Annotated in this window: 27 protein-coding genes; 9 read left to right on the top strand and 18 right to left on the bottom strand. The window is 38.2% G+C overall.

Annotated elements, in window-relative coordinates; genetic code table 11:
• Positions 1-75 precede the first annotated feature (75 nt).
• Positions 76-648: a pyridoxamine 5'-phosphate oxidase family protein gene (locus Q4534_RS11890; protein WP_303613396.1), complete on the bottom strand. Its 573-nt coding sequence runs from the start codon at positions 646-648 to the stop codon at positions 76-78.
• Positions 649-656: 8 nt separating this feature from the next.
• Positions 657-2,600: a heavy metal translocating P-type ATPase gene (locus tag Q4534_RS11885; RefSeq protein WP_303613395.1), complete on the bottom strand. Its 1,944-nt coding sequence runs from the start codon at positions 2,598-2,600 to the stop codon at positions 657-659.
• A 667-nt stretch (positions 2,601-3,267) separates the two neighbouring features.
• Between Q4534_RS11885 and Q4534_RS11880 the strand changes: the two genes are divergently transcribed.
• The gene (locus Q4534_RS11880) at positions 3,268-4,380 is read left to right on the top strand and encodes a GAF domain-containing protein (protein WP_303613394.1); all 1,113 of its coding nucleotides are present in this window, start codon (positions 3,268-3,270) and stop codon (positions 4,378-4,380) included.
• 49 nt (positions 4,381-4,429) lie between these two features.
• Here Q4534_RS11880 and Q4534_RS11875 read toward each other — a convergent pair whose 3' ends face one another.
• Positions 4,430-5,059, bottom strand: a complete 630-nt coding sequence (locus Q4534_RS11875; RefSeq protein WP_014019877.1) for a peroxiredoxin — start codon at positions 5,057-5,059, stop codon at positions 4,430-4,432.
• A gap of 49 nt (positions 5,060-5,108) precedes the next feature.
• Positions 5,109-5,522 carry a Fur family transcriptional regulator gene (locus Q4534_RS11870; protein ID WP_303613393.1) on the bottom strand — a complete coding sequence of 138 codons (414 nt, stop codon included), beginning with the start codon at positions 5,520-5,522 and terminating at the stop codon, positions 5,109-5,111.
• Positions 5,523-5,691: 169 nt separating this feature from the next.
• Here Q4534_RS11870 and Q4534_RS11865 point away from each other — a divergent pair, with 169 nt between their 5' ends.
• Positions 5,692-6,183 (top strand): low molecular weight protein-tyrosine-phosphatase, encoded by a 492-nt coding sequence (locus Q4534_RS11865; RefSeq protein ID WP_303613392.1) that lies wholly within the window; start codon positions 5,692-5,694, stop codon positions 6,181-6,183.
• Between the two features lie 49 nt (positions 6,184-6,232).
• Here the strand turns inward: Q4534_RS11865 and Q4534_RS11860 are convergent, their stop codons facing one another.
• Positions 6,233-7,501: an aspartate kinase gene (locus Q4534_RS11860; RefSeq protein ID WP_303613391.1), complete on the bottom strand. Its 1,269-nt coding sequence runs from the start codon at positions 7,499-7,501 to the stop codon at positions 6,233-6,235.
• Positions 7,502-7,555: 54 nt separating this feature from the next.
• Here Q4534_RS11860 and fbp point away from each other — a divergent pair, with 54 nt between their 5' ends.
• Positions 7,556-8,572 (top strand): class 1 fructose-bisphosphatase, encoded by a 1,017-nt coding sequence (gene fbp, locus Q4534_RS11855; protein WP_303613390.1) that lies wholly within the window; start codon positions 7,556-7,558, stop codon positions 8,570-8,572.
• A 36-nt stretch (positions 8,573-8,608) separates the two neighbouring features.
• Here fbp and Q4534_RS11850 read toward each other — a convergent pair whose 3' ends face one another.
• The 3 genes from Q4534_RS11850 to yihA are packed head-to-tail and all read right to left on the bottom strand — an operon-like array spanning position 8,609 to position 10,036.
• A complete protein-coding gene (locus tag Q4534_RS11850) occupies positions 8,609-8,929 on the bottom strand; it encodes a hypothetical protein (RefSeq protein ID WP_303613389.1) in 321 nt (106 codons plus the stop codon).
• A 5-nt stretch (positions 8,930-8,934) separates the two neighbouring features.
• Complete coding sequence (locus Q4534_RS11845; protein WP_303613388.1) at positions 8,935-9,372, bottom strand: DUF5606 domain-containing protein; 438 nt, start codon at positions 9,370-9,372, stop codon at positions 8,935-8,937.
• A gap of 58 nt (positions 9,373-9,430) precedes the next feature.
• Positions 9,431-10,036 (bottom strand): ribosome biogenesis GTP-binding protein YihA/YsxC, encoded by a 606-nt coding sequence (gene yihA / locus Q4534_RS11840; protein ID WP_303613387.1) that lies wholly within the window; start codon positions 10,034-10,036, stop codon positions 9,431-9,433.
• 116 nt (positions 10,037-10,152) lie between these two features.
• On the opposite strand from yihA, the gene ubiE reads away from it, so the two are divergent.
• From ubiE to Q4534_RS11810, 6 genes are all read left to right on the top strand, one after another.
• Complete coding sequence (ubiE, locus tag Q4534_RS11835; protein WP_303613386.1) at positions 10,153-10,875, top strand: bifunctional demethylmenaquinone methyltransferase/2-methoxy-6-polyprenyl-1,4-benzoquinol methylase UbiE; 723 nt, start codon at positions 10,153-10,155, stop codon at positions 10,873-10,875.
• A complete protein-coding gene (locus Q4534_RS11830; protein WP_303613385.1) occupies positions 10,824-11,603 on the top strand; it encodes an outer membrane beta-barrel protein in 780 nt (259 codons plus the stop codon). Before ubiE ends, Q4534_RS11830 begins: the two co-directional genes overlap by 52 nt.
• A 60-nt stretch (positions 11,604-11,663) precedes the next feature.
• Complete coding sequence (locus Q4534_RS11825; RefSeq protein WP_303613384.1) at positions 11,664-12,422, top strand: SDR family NAD(P)-dependent oxidoreductase; 759 nt, start codon at positions 11,664-11,666, stop codon at positions 12,420-12,422.
• Complete coding sequence (locus Q4534_RS11820) at positions 12,419-13,195, top strand: M15 family metallopeptidase (RefSeq protein ID WP_303613383.1); 777 nt, start codon at positions 12,419-12,421, stop codon at positions 13,193-13,195. Before Q4534_RS11825 ends, Q4534_RS11820 begins: the two co-directional genes overlap by 4 nt.
• A 39-nt stretch (positions 13,196-13,234) precedes the next feature.
• Positions 13,235-14,005 carry a ThuA domain-containing protein gene (locus tag Q4534_RS11815; protein ID WP_303613382.1) on the top strand — a complete coding sequence of 257 codons (771 nt, stop codon included), beginning with the start codon at positions 13,235-13,237 and terminating at the stop codon, positions 14,003-14,005.
• Positions 14,006-14,174: 169 nt separating this feature from the next.
• The gene (locus Q4534_RS11810) at positions 14,175-14,474 is read left to right on the top strand and encodes a hypothetical protein (RefSeq protein ID WP_303613381.1); all 300 of its coding nucleotides are present in this window, start codon (positions 14,175-14,177) and stop codon (positions 14,472-14,474) included.
• A gap of 55 nt (positions 14,475-14,529) precedes the next feature.
• Here Q4534_RS11810 and Q4534_RS11805 read toward each other — a convergent pair whose 3' ends face one another.
• From Q4534_RS11805 to Q4534_RS11760, 10 genes are all read right to left on the bottom strand, one after another.
• Positions 14,530-15,045 carry a peroxiredoxin gene (locus tag Q4534_RS11805; RefSeq protein ID WP_303613380.1) on the bottom strand — a complete coding sequence of 172 codons (516 nt, stop codon included), beginning with the start codon at positions 15,043-15,045 and terminating at the stop codon, positions 14,530-14,532.
• Between the two features lie 179 nt (positions 15,046-15,224).
• The gene (locus Q4534_RS11800) at positions 15,225-17,087 is read right to left on the bottom strand and encodes a Xaa-Pro dipeptidyl-peptidase (protein ID WP_303613379.1); all 1,863 of its coding nucleotides are present in this window, start codon (positions 17,085-17,087) and stop codon (positions 15,225-15,227) included.
• 121 nt (positions 17,088-17,208) lie between these two features.
• The gene (gene msrB, locus Q4534_RS11795; protein ID WP_303613378.1) at positions 17,209-17,670 is read right to left on the bottom strand and encodes a peptide-methionine (R)-S-oxide reductase MsrB; all 462 of its coding nucleotides are present in this window, start codon (positions 17,668-17,670) and stop codon (positions 17,209-17,211) included.
• A gap of 70 nt (positions 17,671-17,740) precedes the next feature.
• Positions 17,741-18,244 carry a peptide-methionine (S)-S-oxide reductase gene (locus tag Q4534_RS11790; RefSeq protein ID WP_303613377.1) on the bottom strand — a complete coding sequence of 168 codons (504 nt, stop codon included), beginning with the start codon at positions 18,242-18,244 and terminating at the stop codon, positions 17,741-17,743.
• 557 nt (positions 18,245-18,801) lie between these two features.
• Positions 18,802-18,996 (bottom strand): hypothetical protein, encoded by a 195-nt coding sequence (locus tag Q4534_RS11785; RefSeq protein ID WP_303613376.1) that lies wholly within the window; start codon positions 18,994-18,996, stop codon positions 18,802-18,804.
• Positions 18,997-19,178: 182 nt separating this feature from the next.
• Positions 19,179-19,745, bottom strand: coding sequence for a hypothetical protein (locus Q4534_RS11780; RefSeq protein ID WP_303613375.1), 567 nt, complete (start codon positions 19,743-19,745; stop codon positions 19,179-19,181).
• Between the two features lie 130 nt (positions 19,746-19,875).
• Positions 19,876-20,382, bottom strand: coding sequence for a DinB family protein (locus Q4534_RS11775; RefSeq protein ID WP_303613374.1), 507 nt, complete (start codon positions 20,380-20,382; stop codon positions 19,876-19,878).
• A 9-nt stretch (positions 20,383-20,391) separates the two neighbouring features.
• Positions 20,392-22,200: an acyl-CoA dehydrogenase family protein gene (locus Q4534_RS11770; protein ID WP_303613373.1), complete on the bottom strand. Its 1,809-nt coding sequence runs from the start codon at positions 22,198-22,200 to the stop codon at positions 20,392-20,394.
• Between the two features lie 84 nt (positions 22,201-22,284).
• Complete coding sequence (locus Q4534_RS11765; RefSeq protein ID WP_303613372.1) at positions 22,285-23,457, bottom strand: thiolase family protein; 1,173 nt, start codon at positions 23,455-23,457, stop codon at positions 22,285-22,287.
• 86 nt (positions 23,458-23,543) lie between these two features.
• Positions 23,544-25,949: a 3-hydroxyacyl-CoA dehydrogenase/enoyl-CoA hydratase family protein gene (locus tag Q4534_RS11760; RefSeq protein ID WP_303613371.1), complete on the bottom strand. Its 2,406-nt coding sequence runs from the start codon at positions 25,947-25,949 to the stop codon at positions 23,544-23,546.
• Between the last annotated feature and the right edge of the window lie 37 nt (positions 25,950-25,986).

The raw sequence follows: 25,986 nt of genomic DNA, 5'->3' as shown, positions 1-25,986 counted from the left end.
TTTTGCTGGCTTTAAACCATTGAAGATAGCACTTTTATTCCTTTTGCCCAACGGACATTTAAATTGAAACAGGCCCTAAGGTACCAGCCAGCTTGATTGCCATTTTTCATTTTCCAACACAAATGCAAGCCTTAAGTGACCCTTGCTATCCAGTTGAAGGCATTCTACCTCTTTAGGAATAACCTTAATTACTGAAAAAAATTTATTTTGGTACTCAACATCCACCATCATTCCTTTTTCTGCTCTGTCTACTTGAGTTTTAGGTGGCCTATTTGACTGATAGGCTTTTTGGGCTTCCGGAGGAATGTTTTCCCAGTAATTTTTAGTGGCTTCCTTTTGAGTTAGCATAGTGGCAATCCCTTTAATTTTTACCTGACAACGCGCAGAGGGATGGTAAAACAACAATGAAACATGGGGGTTTTCCCTTATTTGAGCTATTTTTTTACTTCTACTATCTGTATAAAATAACATTTGCAACTCCTCAGTCACCTCGCGGAGCACTACATACCTACTATCAGGCTGATTGCCAGCTGAGGTACAGAAATTTACGAAGCGGAAAGGGTGTTGAACTATCTTTGTGGCCAATTGAAGCTCCTTAATTACAATAGCCCATATTTCCTCCGGTCTTGTGGTAGCAGTAAATAGCATGTTTGAATTTATTTGAATAAATAATTAATTCTAATGGCATTCAAAATGGCCAAGAGGGCCACGCCTACATCAGCAAAAACAGCCTCCCACATACCTGCTAGACCCGCAGCTCCTAGACTCAACACCAGAAACTTTACTATAAAGGCCAGAGCAATATTTTGCCATACGATGGTTTTGGTAGCTTTTCCAATTTTAAAAGCCATGGCTACCTTAGAGGGCTGATCTGTTTGAATTACAATATCCGCAGACTCAATGGCCAAATCGCTACCCATACCTCCCATACCTATGCCTACATCCGCCAAAGCAATAGAAGGGGCGTCATTGATACCGTCTCCAACAAATGCAACAACATTTTTGGGATCCTTTTTAAGGGCTTCAATTTTTGCATATTTTTCTTCTGGTAGCATTCCTCCATGGGCTTCATCAGCTTTGAGTTCTTTCCCTAATGCATCTACTACCTCCCTTTTATCTCCGGATAAAATCAAAAGTTGTTGAATACCAAGCCTTCTAAGTGAGGTAAAGGCCTCTTTGGCATCCGGTTTTAATTCATCCGCTAATACAAAATACCCGCAAAGAACCCCGTCAATTGCACAGTATATTGCCGTTTTATTTGGGTCTGTTACAAGCGATGGAAGCAGTATTCCATAATCTTCCATAAGCAAGCTGTTGCCAACAAGCACCCTCCTACTATTTACTTGCCCTTCCAATCCTTTACCGGGAAATTCTTTTAGTGAATCAACCGGGCTTAGTTTTGATTTAATATGCCGGACGATAGCTTGCCCAATTGGATGGTTGGTATTGGCTTCCACAGAAGCTGCCAACTCTGTCCAATCGGCAGAAGCATTGGAAAGACTTTCCACTTTTTCAACGGAGAAAATGCCGCTTGTCAAAGTGCCTGTTTTGTCAAACAAGACGGTGTTGATGGTAGTAATACTGTCCAAAAAATTTGATCCTTTGAATAAAATCCCTTTTCTGGAAGCCGCACCTATCCCTCCAAAATAACCTAAAGGAATAGAAATTACCAAGGCACAGGGACAGGAAATAACCAAGAATACCAATGCCCGATAGAGCCAGTCTCTGAATAAATAATCTTCTACTATAAAATACGGAATAATGACCAAGGCCAGGGCCAAATAGGTAACAATAGGGGTGTAGACTTTAGCAAATTTGCGAATAAATTGCTCCGTTTTTGCTTTTTTTGATGTAGCCTCTTGTACTGTAAATATAATTTTTTGAAGAGAACTTTCTTCAAAAGGTCTCAATACACGCAAACTTATTAAATCCTGAAGGTTGACCATACCAGCCAAAACCTCTTCTCCTTCTTTGATTTCTGCAGGCAAACTTTCTCCTGTTAGGGCAGCAGTATTGAAAGTCCCCCCATTACTCAACAATTGGGCATCCAAAGGTACCTTTTCTCCGGCTCGGACTTCTATAATTTCTCCGGTCTTCACAAGTTCAGGTTCAACCAAGCTTGAATTTCCCGCTTTGATCACCCGAGCTTGATCAGGCCTGATGTCCAAAAGTGCCTGGATATTGTTTTTTGCTTTGCTTACCGCACTGTGTTGAAGTAGCTCACCAATGGTATAAAAAAGCATTACAGCCACCCCTTCAGGATATTCTCCTATAGCAAAAGCGCCAATGGTTGCAATCCCCATCAAAAAGAATTCGGTAAATACCTCTCCTTTCCGAATAAGTTTCCAAGCGGTTTTCAACACCGGAAAACCTACAAATGAATAAGCAAAAAGGTAAACAAACAACCATCCATTGACACCTAGAACATTAAAGGGCATTTGCTCTTCAGCCAAAATGGCGGTAAATAATATTACAAAGGAAAGTACAATAGGAATCCATGGGGATTGCCATAAATTCTCTTTTGAAGTTTTTGGTTTGGTTTCTGCTTCACAACAACTTTCACTTTCACAACAAGAATGTTCTACTGATTTAGATGCCATTGATTCATGATTCGATTTTTTCAAAGGTACATTAAATCAAGATGCATTTTATTTGCAAAGTTACTTTTAGCTAAAAGCTGGGTTGCCTTTCTGATACGACTTGCTAAACTGTCACAAAAATATATATTAAGATAACTGTTATAAAAATCAAAATTTTAGTGCTAAAAAATTAAATTATATCAATTAATAATTATCTAAGTAGTAGAACAAATAGCTATCCTTTTGAATAAGAAAGTTTAAAAAAATCAAAAATATGCTCCATTTTACCTGACTAAATGTCCAATAGAAAAATTATGCTCGAGAAAGAAGTAAGTTATTTTGAATTATGCGGAATCAATTATTAGTAACACCTCAGGTAAAAATGATAAACGAGGATATTGAAATTTATAGAATTAATTATCAATATTTATATTATAAATAATTGTAATCAACACTTTGTTTTAATATATTAGTTTATTGACTTATAACTAGCTTATTTACAGTATTTCATGTAGGAAATCACATAAGAATATCATAGTAAAAAATTAGTATAATCATACGAATAATGAAACCTATATTTTTAACTTAAATCAAAAAATAATTAGAAATAGAATATATTAATATAGAAGCATATTTAAAAATTAATTACCCGGTGTACCCTTAATAACCTATAAAATATTTTGCCCTTATGGTAAATGAAAAAAACAGATTAAAAGAACTGGATTCTTATCAAGTTGTAGATACAGCTCCTGAAAAAGAACTGGACGAGTTGGCTAATATTGCAAAATTAATCTGTGATGTTCCATTTTCCTTTATAACAATAATAGACAAGAATGAGCAATGGTTAAAAGTAAACTCCGGGTTAAATTTCAACAAAACAAGTAGGAAAGATTCTTTCTGTCAATATGCCCTCAATAACCCCAATGAGGTAATGGTTGTAAATGATCTAACCAAGGACATCAGGTTTGAAGACAATCCATTTGTTAAAGGAAATCCCAAAATTCGTTTTTACGCCGGTGCTCCCTTGGCCACACCAAAGGGAAATGTATTGGGTACTCTCTGCATTTTTGACCAAAAACCCAGAGAAATTTCATCCAATCATAGGAAAGCATTATTGGCCTTGGCTAAAAAAGCAATGGATCACCTCAATCATAGGAAACTAATTTTGGAACAAAGGAATAAGATTGAATCCAATGCTGAAGAGTTAAAAAGGTTAACAGACAATGTGCCAATCGGGATTTTTTTATTGAAAAAAGACGCTCAGGGTAAGCTAAGCTTTGAGTTTTTAAACCGAGGCTTAAAAAATTTACAATTAAGGATAAGCTATGATAAATGGCAAAGCTCTCCGGAGCTAGGTTTTGAATTGGTTCACCCTGAAGACAAGGAAAACTTTAAAAAAAATTTATTAAATTCTTTCAATAAATTGAAACCGCTGTATACAGAATACAGGTTCAAGTCCAAGAAAGGATATAGGTGGCATTTTGTAACCGCTCAGGCCAAGAAAACAAAAGATGGAAGTGTTTTATTATACGGATGCTTTCAAGACATTAACAACCGTGTGGAGCTTGAAAAAGCAATTGAGCAAATATCATTTGATATCTCCCACGTATTGAGAAAACCGGTTACCAGTCTTTTGGGATTGACGCAATTGATTCATACCGAAAAGGTGATAAAAAAAGCAGAGTTGCGTGAATATGTAGACCATATAAAATCAGTGTCTTTGGAACTGGACAGCTTCACACGTGAATTGTACACCATATACAACGAAAAAAGAAAAAAATTTAATTCGGTAAAGAAATAAAAAAGCCCAGCCAATTGGCTGGGCTTCAATCAAATAATGGGGACGTTGTTTAGTTTTTTGACAAATAAGAAGCCACACCTTCTCTGGTTGCGCTCATTGCCTCTTTACCTTCTTCCCAGTTTGCAGGACAAACTTCACCATATTTCTCCACATGTCTTAAAGCATCAATTAGACGCAACATTTCGTCGATATTTCTTCCCAATGGAAGGTCGTTTACCGTTTCATGTCTAACTGTTCCTTCTTTGTCAATAAGGAAAGTAGCTCTATACGCTACAGGAAGTCCTTGGTAAGTAAGCTCTCCTTCTTCATTGTAGTTCCAATCTCCTGCAAGCACACCAAAGTTATGAGCTACAGTTTTTACTGGATCTGCAATGATTGGATAAGTTACCCCTTGGATTCCACCTTCTGCTTTTGGTGTGTTTAACCAAGCAAGGTGAGACTCTTCTGTATCACAAGAAGCGCCAATAACCGCTACTCCTCTTTTCTCAAATTCTTCCAATTTCTCTTGGAATGCAAGAATTTCAGTAGGACATACAAATGTGAAATCTTTTGGGTAGAAAAAGAAAATAACATCTTTTTTACCGATGAATTGCTCTAAAGAGAAATCTTCAACTATTTCTTCTCCATCAATTACAGCAGGTACGCTAAATAAAGGTGCTTTTTTTCCAACTAATGACATAAAATAAAATTTAATTGTTTATAGATAATTTAATGATATTAAAAGAAATTTATTTTGTTTTTCCCTTAATTACCAACGATACTTCTTCAACTTCAAAACCATCAATTTGGTTCTCTTTAAAAAAAGCATGTAGCAACTCTTCCAAATCAGGATTTTTATAATCACGAATGTCACTGCTGTCATTACAATACAGATGGCTGTGCGTCTCCATCACCGGATCAAAACGCATCAGACCCTGATCGTCTCTAAACTTTTGCAGAATACCGGCGTTTACAAAGCTTTCTAAAGTCTTGTAAACAGTACCCATTGAGATACTTGGATTCTCTTCAGTAATCTGATTGTAAACCATCTCAGCAGTAGGATGATCTTGAGAATTACATAAAGAGCGATAAATCACCAATCGCTGGTGTGTAAATTTCATGCCCTTTGAAGTAATCTTCTCTTTTAGTCTATCAACATTCATTTTTAGATAGGAATAATTCCTGTTTAGGATTCATTGTGCAAATGTAGGTAAAATTTTATGAAATTCATATGTATAATGCATTGATTTCCGTAATTTAACCTTTTAATAATCTAACCATTTCCTATTAAACCCTGCTGAAAGCAGACAAATCGCAGAAACTGATTGTTTTATGATAAAAGTATTGTTTATATGCTTAGGTAACATTTGCCGCTCACCCTTGGCCGAAGCGCTTTTCAATCATAAAATCAAAGAAAAAGGTTATGAGAATTTTCTTAGTTGTGATAGCTGTGGAACCTCAGATTATCACATAGGAGAATTGCCTGATGAGAGGACCATGGCCTCAGCTTCAAAAAACGGCATCAAAATATGTCACCGTGGAAGACAGCTTAATCGGACAGATTTCAGGGATTTTGATTACCTCATTGCGATGGATGATTCCAATCTTTCGAACATTAAAAAAGCGGCAGACCAGCACAAAACATCAGCTAAAAATCTGTTTTTGATGCGATCATTCCAAAAAAATGCAGCCTTTAGTGAAGTCCCGGATCCCTATTACGGAGGTGTAGACGGATTTCAGAAGGTTTATGAAATCCTCGACAGCTCTTTGGAAGGTTTCATAGAAGCACTTGAAAAAAATCATCCCGAATTAACTAAAAAGTAATTAATCCGGCATTTCTTTCTATCCCTTCGCCATAGCGCTTTATGGAACATTAACTTTCAAACAACCACTGCACCAAATCGAGGCTCCTTTGTTCGAGAATTAAATCGGCCTCCAACCTTCGGTAATGATCCAGCTCAGCAACAGTTGGGTTCTTAACAGTAATCAGTTTAAGACCTCTATTTATTCTTACGTGAAAAATATCCCTGAAGGCTTTGGTAATTTGTTCATCAGTCAGTGAAATTGCATTGATGACGATATTTATATGGGCAGCAGCACTTTGAATCAATTGAATTTCTGCATTGATATCATCTGCCACATCATAAATATAATCAAAATGAAACCCCCCCAACATGGATAGGTCCCTTATTCTAAGTTCAATAAGGCTCAAATTATTTTTAATTATAGTAATTGGAATTCTTGGGGCTTGCCCAAAAGGACCTATGACTGTACCCGGCTTGTCAGGGTCTAAAAATGATTGCACATAAAGTGAAATTCCATGCTTACTTAAAGGTTTTATGGTCTTTGGATGAATCACACTGGCTCCATAATAAGTCATCTCGGCCGCTTCTTCAAAATCAAGGTATTCAAATTTGACCGCATCAGGAAAGAGGTCAGGGTCACCATTCAAGATACCCGCTACATCTTTCCAAATGGTAACTGAAGAAGCACCAAGGCTAACCCCTAAAATGGCGGCAGTAAAATCTGAACCTTCTCTGCCAAGGGTAGTGGTGTTTCCTTGAAGATCCTTTCCAATAAAACCTTGGGTGACCACAGGAAAAGTTTCGAGCTTTGGAATAAGTGCTTTTCTACAGTGCTGCATGGTTAGCGCCCAATCAACCTTAGCCATTTTGGTATGGGAATCAGTACTAATCAACTCTCGTGCATCCTGCCACAGACATGAACAGCCAACCAGGCATAGGTATTCTTGAATTATCCTAGTGGAAATCAATTCCCCATAGCCAATGATCTGGTCATAAAAAAATGATTGATTTTCTTTTATGGCATGATTCTCTAAGGCTCGGTGTAATTGAGCAAAATGATTTTCTACCCTTGAATAGATGGGATGGCCCTCCTCAAACAAACCCTTGCATAGGTCCAAATGATACTCCATTAAGTCCATCAATGGCCCATTAAATTCCTTATTATCAAAGGATAGGCTTATTAACTCTTCTAGTCGATCAGTCGTTTTACCGGCTGCAGAAACAACTATAACCAAATTGTTTACCCATCGACTTTTGAGTAATTGTGCAATTCGTTGAATTGCTTTGGCGTCTTTTATGGACGCACCACCAAATTTATAAACCAAAGGTTGTATCATGAAAATAGAAAGGAAAAAGTAATTTTTTAACGATAATCTATTAACTTCAAAGGTATGAAGACACAGCCTTACAAACAAGATACCCAGAACCTGGCATATAATGTTGGGGTTACTTTGGATAGATTTATCAAAAGCAAACAAGAGGATTTTCCATTCGCCTCGGGAGAATTGTCCCAATTATTGAGAGACATTGCCTTGGCAGCAAAAATAGTTTCCAGAGAAATAAGCAGAGCCGGTTTGTCGGATGTAACCGGAGCTTTCGGACAGATCAACGTTCAGGGCGAAGAACAGCAAAAACTGGATGTAATAGCTGATGTTCGTTTCACCAGAGCCCTTACCAAAGGAGGTGAAGTTTGTGCCATAGTCTCTGAGGAAGAGGATTTGGTGATTGATTTGCAAAATAGCAAAGGCAAATACGTAGTCGCCATAGACCCCTTGGACGGCTCTTCTAACATAGATGTAAACGTTTCTATTGGTACTGTTTTTTCTATTTACAGGCGGGTTACTCCTTCAGGATCTCCTATACAAGAAGTGGATGTATTGCAAAAAGGTCGAGAGCAAGTTGCGGCAGGCTATGTGCTGTATGGTTCTTCCACCATGCTGGTATATTCCACGGGAAACGGTGCCAATGGATTTACTTATGAACGTTCCTTAGGTGAGTTTTTTCTTTCACATCCTGACATGAAAATGCCTGAAGATGGTAATATTTTCACCATGAATGAAGGACTTACTCCGATGATTAACCCAAATATTCTTTCTTATTTAGAAAGTTGCAAACGTCAGGGAGCTTCGGCAAGGTATATCGGAAGCTTGGTGGCTGATTTTCATAGAAATTTACTTAAAGGCGGAATTTATCTCTACCCTGCGACCAATCAAGCCAAAAAAGGTAAGATAAGGTTGATTTATGAAGCAAATGCATTGGCATTCATTGCTGAACAAGTAGGTGGGATGGCCTCTGATGGTAAAAATAGAATTTTAGATATTCAACCGGAAAGTTTACACCAACGGACCCCTTTTTACATCGGGTCTACCAACATGGTAAAAAAATTAGAGGAGGTTTTGAATAACTGATCTATAAAAAGAAGTCTGAAGGATAATAAAGGCCAACTACTGCTCACTGTATTTCCTGCGAAAGTGCACCTTTAACATTTGGCGATCAATAATTGCAAGTGACATTTGAAATGATATTTCTTCCGGAGGGCAGGTATTTAATATTTCCTGCACTTTCCCTTCACCAAGGTCAAAGCGATAACATAGCTGGAGAAATCTTTCAAATTCTTGATTGAGTAGGTGAGCAACCACCGGCTCAATGACTCTTGCCAAGCCTTCCCTGTCAATTTCTTCCGGAATTATAGGCAGTTGCAGTAAATCTTTTAAATCTACTGCAACTGTCTTGATAAGGCTTGAATTATCAATGGATGAATTCATGCATATTATTTTTCTTCTTCCTCAGTTTTGTTGCCTTCCTCCCCTGTTTCTTCTTCCAAAACCTCCGGACATTGGGCTCGAATAATATGGTACCAATTAATTAATTTCTTAACATCAGAAGCATAAACCCGATCTTCATCAAATTCAGGCAGAATATGTTTCATAAATGCCTGGTATTCTTCTTTGTCAGCTCCTTCTAGACCAGTATCACCTTGAAATTCTTTTTCAATTTTTACCATAATATCCTGTAATGGAGAAGCGCCTTCCTCTGTAAGGGTATAAATGGATATTTCACTCAATAAAGAAACTCGCTGTGCGGCGCCTACTACTAATTTACCCTTTTTATCATCCAAAGATTCAAGGATAACCCCACTTCTACTGGGCTTCAATACTTTATATAAACCTGGTTTTCCAGAAACAGTGGCAATGTCTTTAAATTCCATGATAGTTATTTTTTTATTGGCTGCAAATATATGATTATCTCGAGAAAGATCGGGGTGTTCACCCCTCCTCATAATATTCCGAAACGTTTTCTTCTATAAATTGGGTTAACTCTTCTCTGCCTACGCTTGTCATGGCAGAGGTGACGAAAAACTCCGGTGCTTCTACAAACATTTTTTCCATCTCATCAAGAAAACGGTGCACATTGTCTGCTGTTTTCGATTGGGATTGTTTGTCCGCTTTGGTAAAAATCAATGTAACCGGCAATTCCAACTGACCACACCAAGTAATAAATTCTATGTCTATAGGTTGCGGGTTGAGTCGGCTGTCGATCAAAACAAATACAGATACCAAGTTTTCCCTTTCGGTAAGGTAATTGCGAATCATCTTGTTCCACTCGGCCTTCAGTTTTTTATTCGCTTTGGCAAACCCATATCCCGGAAGATCGACCATGAACCAGCGAGAATCAATTTCAAAATGATTGATTAACTGGGTTTTACCCGGTTTTCCCGAGGTTTTGGCCAAGTGCTTGTGATTGGTAAGCATGTTAATAAGCGAGCTTTTTCCAACATTAGATCTACCAATAAAAGCAAACTCCGGCTTGTTGGGTGCCGGGCACTTTGTATGGTCTGAATTACTCATTAAAAAGCGTGCATTCTTCAACATGGCTCTTTTTTCTTGCAAAGGTAAGTAAATTCCTGAAAGGTCTCCAAACCATTAATTCATTAACAATTTTCCATTGCTCAAGTTTACTTAGTAATATTGTATTGAAATAAGAAGCCATGTCAGTAGTTCCATACAAAAATCAAAAAGAAGGCAAGAAGCAACAAGTTGCCAACATGTTCAATAACATTAGCAAAAATTACGATTTGCTAAACCATGTTCTTAGCCTGGGCATAGACATTATCTGGCGAAAGAAAGCCATAAAAATGTTGCAGGAAGATAAGCCAAAGTTAATTTTAGATATTGCCACCGGTACCGGTGACTTCGCAATAGAAGCCTTGGCATTAAAGCCTGAAAAGATTATCGGTGTAGATATCTCTGAAGGAATGCTCAATGAAGGACGCAAAAAAATGAAGCAAAAAAAACTGGATCACCTTATTGAATTACAAATGGGAGATTCAGAAAAGTTACTGTTTGAGGAAAATAAGTTTGACGCTGTCATCGTTTCATTTGGGGTTAGAAACTTCGAAAACCTTGAAAAAGGATTGGCAGATATGTACCGAGTATTAAAACCAGGGGGAAAAACAGTGATTTTGGAATTTTCTTCACCAAAAAAATTCCCGATGAAACAAGCTTATTCCTTTTATTTTAAATATATTTTACCTCAAATTGGTAAAATCGTCTCAAAAGATAATTCAGCCTATACCTATTTGCCCGAATCGGTAAAGGCTTTTCCTGATGGCAATGATTTTATCAATATTCTTGAAAGGGTAGGTTTCAAAAAAACGCAATGCAAAACGCTCACATTTGGCATAAGTTCAATATACGTTGGTATAAAGTAATTCTTGTTTCTTTAGCACTACTCTTTTTCCAAAACAATTTGGTAAAAGCGCAGCAAAAGAGTTTTATTTTTAATCCATCAGGAAGTGATAATGAACCACTTTCTTATGGCTTTTTCCTTGCGGCACATAACAGTTCGCTAAGAATTAAGTATGCAGACAATTTTCTCAACCCAGATTATCCCAATCTTGATAAGGTTAGAGCAATAATGCCGAGTTTTTCTCCCGGCTTTGCTTTGGGTTTTTTGGTAACAGCCAGATTACACGATCAATTTAACCTGATGTTTACCCCTAAAGTTGGGTTTTATGAATACCGTACCGAGCTACAGCTTTTTACGGATGATCCGGATGCTATCAATGGAGTGGGAATAAATGCTGTTCCTCTACTTACGGAAGAAACGCTTGTGGAAATTCCCCTATTGCTCAAATACAAATCCCAACGTTTTAACAATACGCGAATGTTTTTTATTGGAGGGTTAAACGGACAGTTTAGAACCAAAAATCAAGAAGAAGCCAATGAAGACCCGGTTGCATTAAAAGGAACCGATGTGGCTTTGGAAATGGGTATGGGATTCGACCTTTATTTCAAATTTTTTAAATTTTCTCCGGAAATCCGCTTTTCGCATGGCTTAATGAATTTGTACCAAGAAGGATATTCGGATGAACGAATGACAGGAGCCATCTCATCCATCAAGAGAAAATCAATCACCATCTATTTAAATTTTCAGTAAGGCAATTGCATTGCAGGCCTTTTCATTTTTAATCTTAGGGGAAAAATTTTATCTTCCCTAATGGAAAAGAAAATTGCATTTATTACCGGAGCAAGCTCGGGCATAGGAAAAGCTTGTGTCAAATACCTGGCTGAGGAAGGCTTCGCCATCATCGCTTGTGGTCGAAGAGAAGAAAGATTGAAAGAATTAAAAGATTTACTTCCAAAAGATACTGCCTACCATTATTTGGTTTTTGATGTGAGGGATAAAAAAGCCGTCTATGAGGCCATTGATTCTTTGCCTGATAAATGGAAAAATATAGCCGTTTTGATCAATAATGCAGGCAATGCCCACGGACTGGACTTTATTCAAGATGGCAGCGAAGATGACTGGGATGCCATGATGGACATTAATGTAAAAGGCTTGCTCTATGTTTCTAAAAAGATCATCCCTGGAATGGTGGAAAGAAAACAAGGGCAGATCATCAATATAGGCTCCACTGCAGGTAAAGAAGTATATCCCAAGGGCAACGTTTACTGTGGTTCCAAACATGCAGTAGATGCCATTACCAAAGGCATGCGCTTAGATCTAAATCCATACGGAATAAAAGTAATGGCAATCAATCCAGGATTGGTGGATACCGAATTCTCTAAGGTACGATTCAAAGGTGATGAAAATAAAGCTGCAAATGTGTACAAGGGTTTTACCCCTCTCAAAGCTGAAGATATAGCTGATGTCGTAAGGTTTGCCGTAACAAGACCTCCTCATGTTGTATTGGCAGACGTAATTGTATTGCCCACTGCTCAAGCCAGCACCACCCTATTGCACAAAGAGGAATGATAAAAACCATTACGAGCGGAATAATAGCATTGAGCCTAATGGCTTGTGGGAAAGGCAAAAATGAAACAAGTGAGCAAAGCGCAAAAATGAGCCTCCCAAAAATAGAATCCATAGACAGCTTAAAAGCTGACCCTTTTCAAAAAGACAGCATTCCTTTTGTAGGAGAATTAGAACATCGCCTTATCAAAGCGGGCCTATTAAATGTACAAAAAGAAATTCCAGGGATATATGTAGATCTCAGGTATTCTACTAATAACAACTTCTTTGGTAAGGATGTGTATGGAGAACTCACAAATTGCTATTTGCAACCAGAAGTGATTGAAATGTTAATAATGGCCCACAATGCCTTACAAAAATCCCACCCTTCACTTACATTTCTAATCTATGATGGAGTTAGGCCTCAATCTGTTCAACAAATCCTATGGGATGAATTGGATAAACCAGATAGCATCAAGCCACTGTATGTAGCCAACCCACAAAAAGGTAGTTTACACAACTTTGGTGTAGCGGTGGACCTTACCCTAGCCAAAAGCAGTAATGGAGAAGCCTTGGATATGGGCACAGATTTTGATTTTTTTGGATACCCGGCCTATCCTGATCGGGAGGAACAAATGCTCAAAGAAGGAAAAATTAACCAAAAACAAGTTGAAAACAGGCAATTACTTAGGGAAATAATGACGGAAGCAGGTTTCAAAGGCATTGGGTCCGAATGGTGGCATTTTAATGCCTACAGCAGAAAGATTGCCGGAGAGAAATTCGATATTGTTAAATAAAAATGCTATTATCGTTCCTAATTTTAAACTCCATAACCTATGAAAAGCCTTATCAACAAATCCAAAATATATTCATTACTGATTACCAGCCTCTTCGTTTTCTCCTTATCCTCGCTTAGCCAAGCCCAACAATTCAGAGCTTTAGTTATTAGCAAGACTTCTGGTTTTAGGCATCAGTCAATTCCTGAAGGAGTAGCGGCCATAAAAAAGTTAGCAAAAAAGCATCGCTTTGCCATCTATGCTACTGAAGATGCAAGTTTGGTCAATGATAAAAACCTTGAAAAATACGATGTCATCATTATGATGAGCACCACCGGAACCATCTTTAATGCAGAAGAAAAAGCAGCCTTTGAACGCTTTGTTAAAAGTGGAAAAGGCGTAGTAGGAGTACACAGCGCCACTGATACTGAATACGACTGGCCTTGGTATACAAAACTAATTGGAGGCCAATTCAACCATCATCCACATCAACAAACCGCCAGGATAAAGGTAATGAATGGAGACCATCCTGCCACCTACCACCTCAATGACAAGTGGCTTTGGACAGATGAATGGTATGAGTATAAAAACTTTAACAACAAAGTAAATATACTCTTACAACTAGATGAAAGCTCCTATGATGTAGGGCAAAGAAATGGTAAAAAAATGGGTATGGGTGCTGTACACCCTATTTCCTGGTACCATGAATACGATGGTGGCAGAATATTTTATACCGGATTGGGACATGTGGAAGAAGCTTTTGAAGACGCTGATTTCTTAAAGCATCTCTATGGTGGCATTTGGTATGCGGCATTGGGCAAACCTTTATAGGCCTTTCAAATAAATCCGACCTTCAGCAACTATAAGCGCATAATAAACCCCCTTCCTTACTATTGAGTAGGGAAGGGGGTTTTGTTTTGTTAGGATTTATAAAAAAACTAGATGTTTGATTAGTTCCCTTATAATCGTTATAATAAGCTCAACCTAATTCAAAACCCATATGTCCATCAAAGGGCTAAACAGAGAACTCTTGTTCAAATGGAATACACGTAGCAGTACATTAACCATGTTAATTTATGTGCTTTACGGGGTATTTTATAGATTACAGCTTTCTGTATGGTATGACTATCTAGTAATCGGCATCACCGCTTACAACATTTTACTGATCGCTTTGATTATATACCTAAGCATGGTAAAAAGGCACTTGGTGGATCACCTAAAAAAAGCCATTTTATTGGGAATGTTTCGATTACTTATCAATTTGGTGCTGCTAAGCCTAATTGTAAGCAAAATCCTTTAAAAGTATTTTAGTGTTATACTTCTAAGGCAATTGTTTCTTTGAAAATGAAAGGAATTTACTTTCGCAATTCTTCCAAAACTGTCATAAACTTTTTGACAGACAACCTATCAGAATTTTTCTTTCCTATATACCTGTACACTTCTTTCCCATCAGGCCCAATTAAAATTAAAGCAGGGTAATGAACCAATTGATTGTGGAAGGAATACCCTCCCGGAACGCCCAACTCGTCTGCCAATTGGGCATCTACATCTCTGTAAATTGTAAAACTGTCTTCATCCAGATTTTCTGCCCATTCCAAAATTTCTTCGTCTGTGTCCGGTTTAATAAAAACTTGAATCACATCATCCAAGCCTGCGGTTTTCTCTACATAATCATTGGTATGCCTTATACAATAAGGGCATTCTGTTTTAAGTAGAAAATGCAGGGCAACGTATTTTCCTTTTGCCTCACTTAAAACAAATGGTTTTTCATCTCCTACTGCTGGAAGAGAAAAGTCTTTAACCTTTTCTTGGGCCAATAAACTGTGGGACATAAAGAATAAGAAGAGTACTGCTAGTGTTTGTGTTTTCATGTTTTTTAATAAAATCGTTTTAAGTATTGACTCCAAATTGGCTAATGGGTTAGAATAGGCTACTTACAATTTTGGGTTCAAACTTAGAAAAAAGCCTGCAGGCCTATTTGGACCCACAACTAATTTTTTAAACGCAGACGATTATACCAAGGTTCAATAAAATATTGAAACAAACTGCTTTAGGGTTGGGAAAAACTACTTTCTAAGGCTTTTAGCCCACCTACTACCGGTAATTTCAGAACAGTACTTTCCAAATCTACAGTTATTTTAGTTCCTGGTTTCGGCCAAACAGTAAATTCTTTGTCACTGGAAAAGATCATCAAAGCTATTTTCTGCCCCTTGGGGATAATTTGGTCATCGGGTTGAAGAGGAAAGCTCATGCTGTAGAATTTACCTGGTTTTAAGGGTTTTCCTTTTCGCTCAGAGGAATGGTTTTGAGGATCCGCCCATCCTCTGGTAATAATATTGTCGGTAATCTTCGCATTTTTGTCGGTATTCCAAGGCAATGAGACCAGCCAAACAGATAAGTTGGCTGCAGGCTTATTTGAAGAAAGCTTTATGCTTATCTCAGCGGTGCCGGATAAGTGAATATCCTCCTTTAATTCGGGGGTAAGATAGATTAGCCGGTGATTGGTAAGCTCTGCCTGGGCAAGTGTTGCACCATCAAAGGAATAATTATCTTCCAAGGTTTCAGTTTTCTGGCTATTGTTATTCACAAAAGCCAAGCTACCCCTACCAGGTGCATTTCCGTTTAGGTAAAGTTTTACTTCAGAAGCAGCGGGATTTGGAAATGCTTCATAAGGAGTAGGCTTTTCATGAGGGTCATTTTCACGAACAATCCAAACCTTGGCATCATTTTCTACTCCATTTTCTATTCTATGTAAATATCTTGTAAACCAACGATTCATCATTGAGAAAGGCGGTGGCCCACCATGCCCATCTTGATGATAGTAAAGCTGAGAAGGGATTCCCATATCCACTGCCTTTTGATATATTCTATTACTGTGTTCCGGCATCACATTCCAATCATTAAAACCGTGCGACATTAACAGCGCTGCCTTCATAGGTTCCATCTGGTGTAAGTAATCTTTGGCAAACCAGAAATCATTTAAATCCCCATATTCTCGATCCATACCCTTTCTCATTTCTTTGTCTCTTATCCGTGCATTATTGCGCGCCCTCATGGCGGTATCTCCACTATGAATAAAATCATAAAGCACATCAATATCTTCACCGAGGTAACCTCCGGGAGATCGAACCAGACCATTCGATCGGTAATAATGGTAGTAAGAAGTATTGGGAGCAATAGGGATGATGGCCTCTAAACCTTCCACGCCGGTGGTGGCAGCGGCAAGGGGTATCGTTCCATTGTAGGAGGTTCCTGTCATTCCTACCTTCCCAGTAGACCAAAAAGCGTCTACTTTTTCATTGCCATCAATACTGGTATATCCATCCCTTCGTCCACACAGCCATTCAATGACCGCTTTGGGTGCGAGGGACTCATTTTCCCCTCCCACGGTGGGTACTCCTTGAGACAAGCCCGTTCCCGGAGATGATGAATGAACCACAATATATCCTCTTGGCACCCATTCCCGGATATGGGAATCAGAAATATGAGGTCTCTTATAGATTGTTTTTACTTCCGGATGTGAACGCTCTTTCGGGGGATTACCCAATTCATGTTTAACATCCCAAAATAAGCCCGGAACATTCGGTGCTACTCCCGTAAAATAAGGGCTTGAAATGTAGATTACCGGAAGTTTGAGGCCTTCATATTCTGTCTGATAAGGTCTAGTAACATCCACATGCATGCGATCCATCTTGCCATCTGCATCACTATCAAAGTCTGTTTCCACCCAAAGGTCATGGCGAATCCATTTCCCCGGGTCTTTAAATGCCTTCACCTCCTGGGCCTCACCATTTTTGAATATGGGTGCTGCTGTACCTTGGGCGAATACCTGCTTAGTGGCTAAAAGTAACAATAAATAAAAAGCGATTCCAAATGCTTTTTTTCTGACAGGTTGTGGCTTATTGTAGGTCATAGGTCAGTATTGGTAAATTCCAAACTATTGGATAACACGTATTATGCTTATCAAACAAGTGAAAGGATAAATTTAATAATGATTTCTTAATTGTAATTGAGATCGAAAAATCCAATCTCAATTATCCGGGAACCTCATCACTAGCTTCCACCTTTTTAAGTGAAACTGCATTCATGCAAAATCTCAAGCCACTAGGTGCCGGTCCATCAGGAAAAACGTGCCCCAAGTGAGCATCACAGGTATTGCAAGTAGTTTCTACTCTAACCATTCCAAAGCTGCTGTCTTTATGATGGGCCACTGCGTTGTCTTTTATCGGTTGGGTAAATGATGGCCAGCCGGTGCCGCTTTCAAATTTCTCATTGGCATCAAAAAGTAAAGTTCCGCAACATACACAAGCATAGATTCCCGGTTCAAAGGAACTGCAAACATCAGAACTAAAGGCTCGTTCGGTACCTTTTTGTCTTGTTACCCTGTATTCTTCCTCTGTTAACAGTTTTTTCCACGCTGCATCCGTTTTTTCTACCCTTCGATCAGGTTTTAAATTGCCATTGTTGGCATAGCGTATAACATCGTTCCAGTTCATGACTATTTTTTTTATAATTTAATTCTTTATTCAATAAATAAGCTGAATTCAGTTTGATAAATAAACTCGTTTACTTTTCAGTTGTTTTTACCAGCATCGTTTTTTGAAAACGATCTTTTAGTGCTTTTAGTTTTGGTTCTATGTACTTGGTGCAAAAGGGGCGCTCGGGGTTTTTGTAATAATAATCCAAAAATTCTTTCTTATTTTCTTTAAAAGCCACAAAGGGTAACACTTTGGTAAGAATGGGCCGATCAAATTCTTTTTTAATTGCTTTAAGTACAGACAAAGTCTCTGTTTTCTGTGTAGCATCAAAAACATAAATTGCTGATCTGTATTTCTTCCTAAATACATGATCCGCCGTACAACTGTGGCTGTGTAAATGAATGGCAATTAATAATGATAAATTGACCTCATCTGGCTTGAATTGAACCAAAACCGCTTCGGAGCCTTCTTGATTTGGACTTTCTGAAGAAATCCAGCCTTGCTTAACCTCGAGCACTCCACGAACAGACCTGAATACTCCCTCTGTGCACCAATGGCAGCCACCTCCCAATCCGATTGTCATTGTGTTCATGATACTTATCGTTTAATCCATAGTAGAAGAAAGATATTATAAGCCTAATATTAAAAAAGCCTATCCTGTAAGGTTTAACTACTATCAATAATTTAACCTAAAATGCCTTATCATTGAAAGATTTTTCAGGTCTTTTGGTAGGAGTAGCAAGAATTCCTATAATCAAACAAGCAATTCCATATTTACAAAGCATAAACTTTTTACTTTAAGTTCATCTTAAAATTTTCGGTATTTTTATCGAAGCAAATTGGAGGGTGTTTTTGAAAAAAATGGTTTTTCTTACTATGAAGGTAATATTTTGCCTAGATAGTATCGGGTAAATTAGAACCTAAAAGGAATTGTTAACCCTAAAACCGAAACTGAACTTTATTGAATTCTTAATTTCCCACCTGAAAATTGGACATCTAGGTTCAATATTTCAAAAACAATATATTAACCGGTTTACTATCTACCATAACCACTTAGGTAGCCTGAGAAATCTTACCAAATTAACCAATGGGTAAAACCTACTGCTTTGTCCCTATTGATAAATAATTGACGAAAGGGATTTTGAATAATTAATTCATTATTTTAATGCCTACAAACGAAACAACCGGATCCTGAATACCGGAATAAACATCCTGAAAATAATTTTTCAATTCCTCTGTATTTGTAATGGCTATCGGAAATTTTATTTCTGAAACTGTCCCGAAGGAATTTAACATTAGGGATACCATTACCACCAGCAGCCATTTAATAGTTTGTATTTTCATTGTCTTTCAGTTTTGGATTAATAATCTTGAATATGGCATAGAAAGCCGATTATATGTTCCGGCTTAAAGCTTGATCCTTACTTAATGACAAATTTTATACTTTCTGCATTTACATTCGTTCTGAAATGTTATTCCGAACTTCTTTAAGTATTAAAACCTTTGGAATAGTTGCTTCTCTCCCATTATGGCTTAGCTAGAATTCTTTGTATCCTTATTCTGTGATAACGCTGCAAGATTACCGGGTAAAAGTTTCCAATTATATTGATAAGGAAAGTAAATAAAACCAATAAATTATAACCGAGAATTAAGAACAATAAGTTTATAAATAGCAAAAGAACCAAGGCACCAAAATGTCCAAATTCCGATTGCTTGGATTGATAAATAAATTGTTTCAACCCGCTTTTGGTTCCATCAAAAAACTTTTTTCTATTGTCTTTTTTTCCCCAGAAAAATATAATCAACAGTTTTTGAAAATACTTCACACCCAAAGCTTTGTACCAATGAATCAGCATGGAAGGGTTTTTTATGATGTAGTAATTTTCCGGCAAAGCCTTGTTTGTGGGAAAAACAAAACCTGGAAATGCAAATATGCCTGTCACGCATAAATTGATTATAAATCCCAGAAATAATGAAGACTTAAAGCCTAATTGTTCCGGACCAAAAGCTACTATTTGTCTTAGGGTAGTAAAAGAAAAATACAGTAGAAATAGAGATAGTAGGGAGAATAATATTTGTTTGATAATTTTCATTGATACATGGGTTATCTATAGACTGCAGCATGGGTGAATTGCTTGAGTGGTTTTGCCCTGTAATATAGAAAATTAAAGAATAATGAAGCCTGCACAGGAATTTTCTCTTAATAAAGAAAAAATTTTCTTATTAATTCCTTTCCTTAAGCACACTTACCGTTACCAGCAATTGTCCGAAATGTCGCTGTGAGTGTTCTGCAATATGGAAATATAATCCCATCACTGTAGTAGGTAGTTTTTTTCTACCCACTGTTCGATTCTGTCTTAACTCATCTTCACCGGTTTTGCTGAAAATATGGAGTAAGTCCTGTATCTTTTCACTGAAACGGTTCACAAGATATTCGGTTGAGATGGAAGTATTAGGAGTTTTTTCATTCTTCAGAAAATCAAATTGATCCTCAGACAATGCTGATCCTTGGGCATAGGTTATCAGTCGATCTGCCACACCATAAAGGTGGTTTAGATGAAAGCCTACACTTGCTCTACCGGCCACATTTTGCCAAAGAAGTGAATTAGGAAAGTCAACCAAACATTCCTTTAACTCTTTGTCCAGCTGCAACAATGCATGGGCAGCCGGTTGGAGCATAAAGGGAATGTTTGGAATAGGACCATTTAGCCAAGCTTCTGGCGTATTCATAAGAATGATTTATGCGTGAAAATAAAAATATTTTCCCTTGGAAATCAATGCTGATGCAATTTCACGACGCAGGGATTTGGTATTTACATTGTCGTATTTTGTAAAACGTTTTAATCCCATTAAAAGCATCTTCTGCTCATCGCCTTTAGTAAAAGACATAATGGCTTCTTTTCCTGCAGATTGAATTTTTTCCACCGCTTCATAAAGATAAACCTTGGTTGCTGCCAAATGATATTTAACAGCCTCTTCACCTTCCTTAATGAGCAAGCTTTCTGTTCTCAAAAGGGCAGATTCCGCAGCATAAATTTCAATCATTATGTCTGCCAGGTTCATCATGATTTCTTGTTCCTCTTCCATTTTGTTACCAAGATCCTGAGCCGCTTTCCCTCCAATCATTAGAAAAACTTTTTTTAATTTTCTTAGGGTTTCTTTCTCAGCATTTAAGGGTTGTGAAGAATCAGTACTTCCAAAGCTAGGTACTGAGGTCAACTCTTTGGATACCTCCATGGCCGGACCCAAAATATCTATTTCTCCTTTCATGGCACGTTTCAGCAACATGCCTACCATTAAAATTCGATTGATTTCGTTGGTTCCTTCATAAATGCGGGAAATTCGTGCATCTCTAAAGGCACGCTCCATTGGTGCATCTGCAGAATACCCCATGCCCCCATAAATTTGTACACCTTGGTCGGTTACATAATCGAGTACTTCCGAACCATGAACTTTCGCAATGGCGCATTCTATGGCAAATTGTTCCACACCTTTCAATTTGGCCTTATTGGGTTCCATCCCTTCTTTTATCAAAGCATCTATTCTGTCTTCAACATCTTGACCGGCACGGTAACAAAGGGATTCACAAGCATAAGTTTTTATGGCCATCTCTGCCAACTTGGCTTGAATGGCACCAAAGGAATTAATGGATTGACCAAATTGTTTTCTTTCTGCACTGTATTGAATGGAATATCCCAAAATTGTTCGGCATCCACCCAATACACCTGCACCTAACTTTATCCTTCCAATATTTAAGATATTAACGGCGATTTTAAAACCATTGCCTCTTTCAGAAAGTAAGTTCTCTATCGGCACAGGACAATCATTGAAAAACACCTGACGAGTGGAGCTTCCTTTGATTCCCATTTTTTTCTCTTCCTCATTCATGGTAATGCCACCAAAAGTCTTTTCCACCAAGAATGCAGAAAGGTTTTTGTCCTCATCAATTTTAGCGAAAACTATAAAGAAGTCAGCAAAGCCTGCATTTGAAATCCACATTTTCTGACCATTGATCAGGTAATGCGTTCCTTCTTCATTTAGGTTGGCCTTGGTTTTGCCACTATTGGCATCTGATCCTGCATCCGGTTCTGTTAAACAATAACATGCCGCCCAATCCGCATTGGCCAATTTGGGAAGGTATTTCTTTTTTTGCTCTTCTGTTCCATAGTAAAGAACAGGCAGGGTACCAATTCCGGAATGCGCTCCATATGTGGTAGAAAATGAACCTGCAGCCCCTATGATATCAGCAATCAACATCGAAGTGTTGAAACTCATACCTAATCCACCATATTCTTCAGGAATAGCTATGCCAAGCAAACCCAACTCTCCGGCTTTCTTCAATATAGAAGGAACAAGTTCCGGGTTTTTCATGCTGTCAATCTCTTCCATTTTTGGAGTGATTTCCATATCTAAAAAATCTTGGCAGGCTTGCGCCATCATTTTTTGTTCTTCACTAAATTCTTCAGGTATAAATACGGCGCTTGATTGGGTTTCTTTAATTAGGAACTCTCCGCCGTTAAGGGCATTTTTTTCATTAATTTTTTCCATGGCTATTTAAAGGCTTTAAATATTTTAAAGAGAGGTTAAATACATTGGGTAAATTTGATTGAACCCAAATTTGAAAGGCCTTGACTATAATCGTTCGATTACTCCTGCCACGCCTTGTCCTCCTCCTACACATGCTGTCACAAGACCATATTTTCCCTGTCTTTTTTTCAATTCATTAATCATTTGCACGGAAAGCTTTGCTCCGGTACATCCCAAAGGATGACCAAGTGCCACTGCGCCACCATTAACATTTACTATATCCGGATTAAAATCCAAAGAACGGATTACTCCCAATGCCTGTGTGGCAAAGGCTTCATTTAACTCAATCAGGTCGATATCATTTAAGCTCAGCCCGGCCTGTTTTAGGGCTTTGGGCACAGCTATTTTTGGACCCATCCCCATGATTCTTGGCTCTACACCACCTACACTGTAAGCGGCTAATCTGGCCATAGGCTCTAATCCCAAATCCTTCATCATTCGCTCCGACATTACCACCACAAAAGAGGCTCCATCTGAGGTTTGAGAGGAGTTTCCTGCTGTAACCTGACCACCATTTTTAAAAACGGGTTTTAAATTTGCCAAAACCTCCATGGTAGTTCCGGGCCTAGGCCCTTCATCGGTATCTACCGTGTATTTCCTTGTTTTCCTTTTAAAGGATTCATCCAGATATGTTTCTTCTACTTCCACCGGAACAATTTCATCCTTAAATCTTCCTTCTTTAATTGCCCTTATTGCTTTTTCATGCGATTTAACGGCAAACTGATCGGAATCTTCTCTGGTAACGTTGAAATCTTTGGCCAACTCTTCGGCTGTCAAACCCATGCTTAAATAATAACTTGGGAATTCTGTGGCAATTTTATGATTTAAAACTGTTTTATAGCCCATCATTGGTACCAGAGACATGGATTCTGTACCTCCTGCTATGATGCAATCTGCCATTCCTGATTTTATTTTGGCTGTAGCTAAAGCTATTGCTTCCAGGCCCGAGCCACAATACCTATTGATGGTAAAGCCTGGCGTATCTTCCGATAATGCCAAGAGGGAAATCATTCTTCCTATTTGCATGCCTTGTTCTGCTTCGGGCACTGCATTGCCTACAATGAGGTCATCCACCATTTTTGGTTCCAAACCGGGAACATTGTCCATTAGGTGCTTGATGATATCCGCTGCAAGGTCATCTGATCTATAAAACCGAAAGCCTCCTTTTTTCGCCTTTCCTACTGCAGATCTATAGCCATTGATAATATATGCTTCCATTTGATGTTTATTTTAATGCTTGAATATGGTTAAATTGGTATGAAGCTGTTTTTGGAATCGTAAAACCTCAATAATTATGGCTTTTCTTAATTCCTTAAAGGTTTCCCTTTGAAAAGAATACTATGAATCCTTTCCAAAGTTTTCTTTTCACCTGTTAGACTAAGGAAAGCTTCTCTCTCCAAATCCAACAAATACCTTTCACTCACTTCTGTAGGTGAGGATAAATCTCCCCCACTCATTATCCAAGCTAGTTTTTTCGCGATTTTTGCATCATGTTCTGAAATATAAGCTCCATAGCGCATCCCTGAAATTCCGGTTTCAAATAATGCCAAGGAGGATTTCCCTAAGACTTTTATATCCTTCTTTTCAATGGGTTGGGTATATCCTGCATCATACAAGGCGATGACTTTTTCTTTTGCTTCTGCCAATTGACGCTTTCTATTGATGGTTATGGCATCTTTTTGTTCAAGAAAACCCAGATTATAAGCTTCAGCAGCTGAAGTGGAAACCTTGGCCGTAGCGATGTTCATAAATGTCTCCTGAAGACGATTCAGTTCAACATCTCCGGGTTCAATGTTTTGAGAAAATCTCATGGTCATTTCTTTGGTACCACCGCCAGCAGGAATCAAACCTACACCTACTTCTACTAATCCCATGTATAGTTCTGCATGGGCCTGAACAGCATCTGCATGCAATGACAATTCACATCCGCCCCCCAAGGCCATATTATGTGGTGCCACCACCACCGGCACTGAAGAAAAACGAGCCCTAAGCATGGTATCTTGAAATTGGGCAATCATCAGGTTAATTTCATCAAAATCCTGATCTCCCGCAAACATGTACAACATGGCAAGATTTGCACCTGCGGAGAAATTTCCCCCTTCGTTTCCTATGACCAAACCTTTATAGGATTTTTCAGCCTTGGTAATGGCTGTATTTATTCCTTCAACTACCTCTTGACCCAAAGAATTCATCTTTGTATGAAATTCCAAACCAATCACTTCATCACCTAAATCATAAATGGTAGCTCCTTCATTGCCCCATATTTTCTTGTTGGCAGCTTTAAGCGTGTCCAGCAATAAAAATGATTCCAATCCGGGAATGGCTTTGTAAGATTTAGACGGAATATCATAATAATGCTTTTGACCATTTTCTACTTTATAAAAACTAGTATGTCCGGCAGCCAACATTTCATAAACCCAATCGGCAGGTTTTTCACCTGCTTCCTCCATCGCTTCAACTGTAGCTTTTACTCCTAAAATATCCCAATTTTCAAATGGACCATATTCCCAGCCAAATCCTGCACTTACTGCTTGATCAATCCTATATAGTTCATCAGCAATTTCAGGAATTCTAAATGAACAATAACGGAACAGGTCATAAAAAATAGCTCGATAAAACTTTCCTGCTTTGTCATCAAAATTGACCAAAAATTTGATTCTTTCCTTCAAATCGTCAATTCCTTTAGAAGCTTCTAATGCCTTAAACTTTGGCTTTTCTACAGCTTTGTACTCGTAAGTTTGAAAATCTATTTCTTTTAGTTCTTTTCGACCATTCTCATGCCTGATCATGTGAAAAAATCCTTTGCCACTCTTGTCTCCGTACCATTTGTTCTCATTCAGTACCTGAACACTCTTTGGCAATTTAAACCGATCTCTGGATTCATCGTGTTCCAGTACCTTATAGAGGTTATTGGCCACGTGGACTGTAGTATCTAGTCCAACTACGTCTAAGGTCCTAAAAGTGGCTGATTTGGCCCTCCCTATGATCGTTCCGGTTAGCTTATCCACTTCCGATACGCTTAGTCCTTGCTTTTCGATGGTATGTATGGCTGAGATAATGGCGTAAACTCCTACCCTATTGGCAATAAAAGCTGGCGTATCCTTACACAGGACAGTTTCTTTTCCCAAAAATCTGTCTCCATAATTCATTAAGAAGTCAATTATCTCGGGTTTGGTTTTTGGTCCCGGAATAATTTCGAACAATCTCAGATACCTTGGAGGATTAAAAAAATGCGTTCCTGCAAAACACTCCTGAAAATCCTGCGACCTATTGTCACTCATTAGGTGAATAGGTATCCCTGAAGTATTGGAAGTAACTAGGGTACCAGGCGTCCTGTATTTCTCTACTTTTTCATAAAGGCCTTGCTTGATCTCCAAATTTTCTATAATCACTTCAATTACCCAATCGTAATGCTCGATTTTAGGCAAATCATCATCAAAATTACCTGTAGTAATCCGATTGACGAATTCTTTGTCATAAATGGGCGACGGTTTTGCACGCAATGTACTATTCAGTGCATCATTAACGATTCTATTCCGCACTTCTTTGCTTTCAATGCTTAATCCTTTCTTCGTTTCTTTCTCGTTTGGAGCTTTGGGTATAATATCCAAAAGCAAAACTTCAACCCCTATATTGGCGAAATGACAAGCAATCCTCGACCCCATTATTCCGGAACCTAAAACGGCAACTCTCTTTATGCTTTTTTTCATTGGTTATATTAGCTTATTGTTATTGTTAATATCTATG

The sequence above is a fragment of the Cyclobacterium sp. 1_MG-2023 genome (genome assembly GCF_030546805.1).
In the GTDB taxonomy this organism is placed as follows: Bacteria; Bacteroidota; Bacteroidia; order Cytophagales; family Cyclobacteriaceae; genus Cyclobacterium.
Note: the sequence above shows the minus strand (reverse complement) of the source record. Positions and strands in the feature narration are given on the sequence as shown.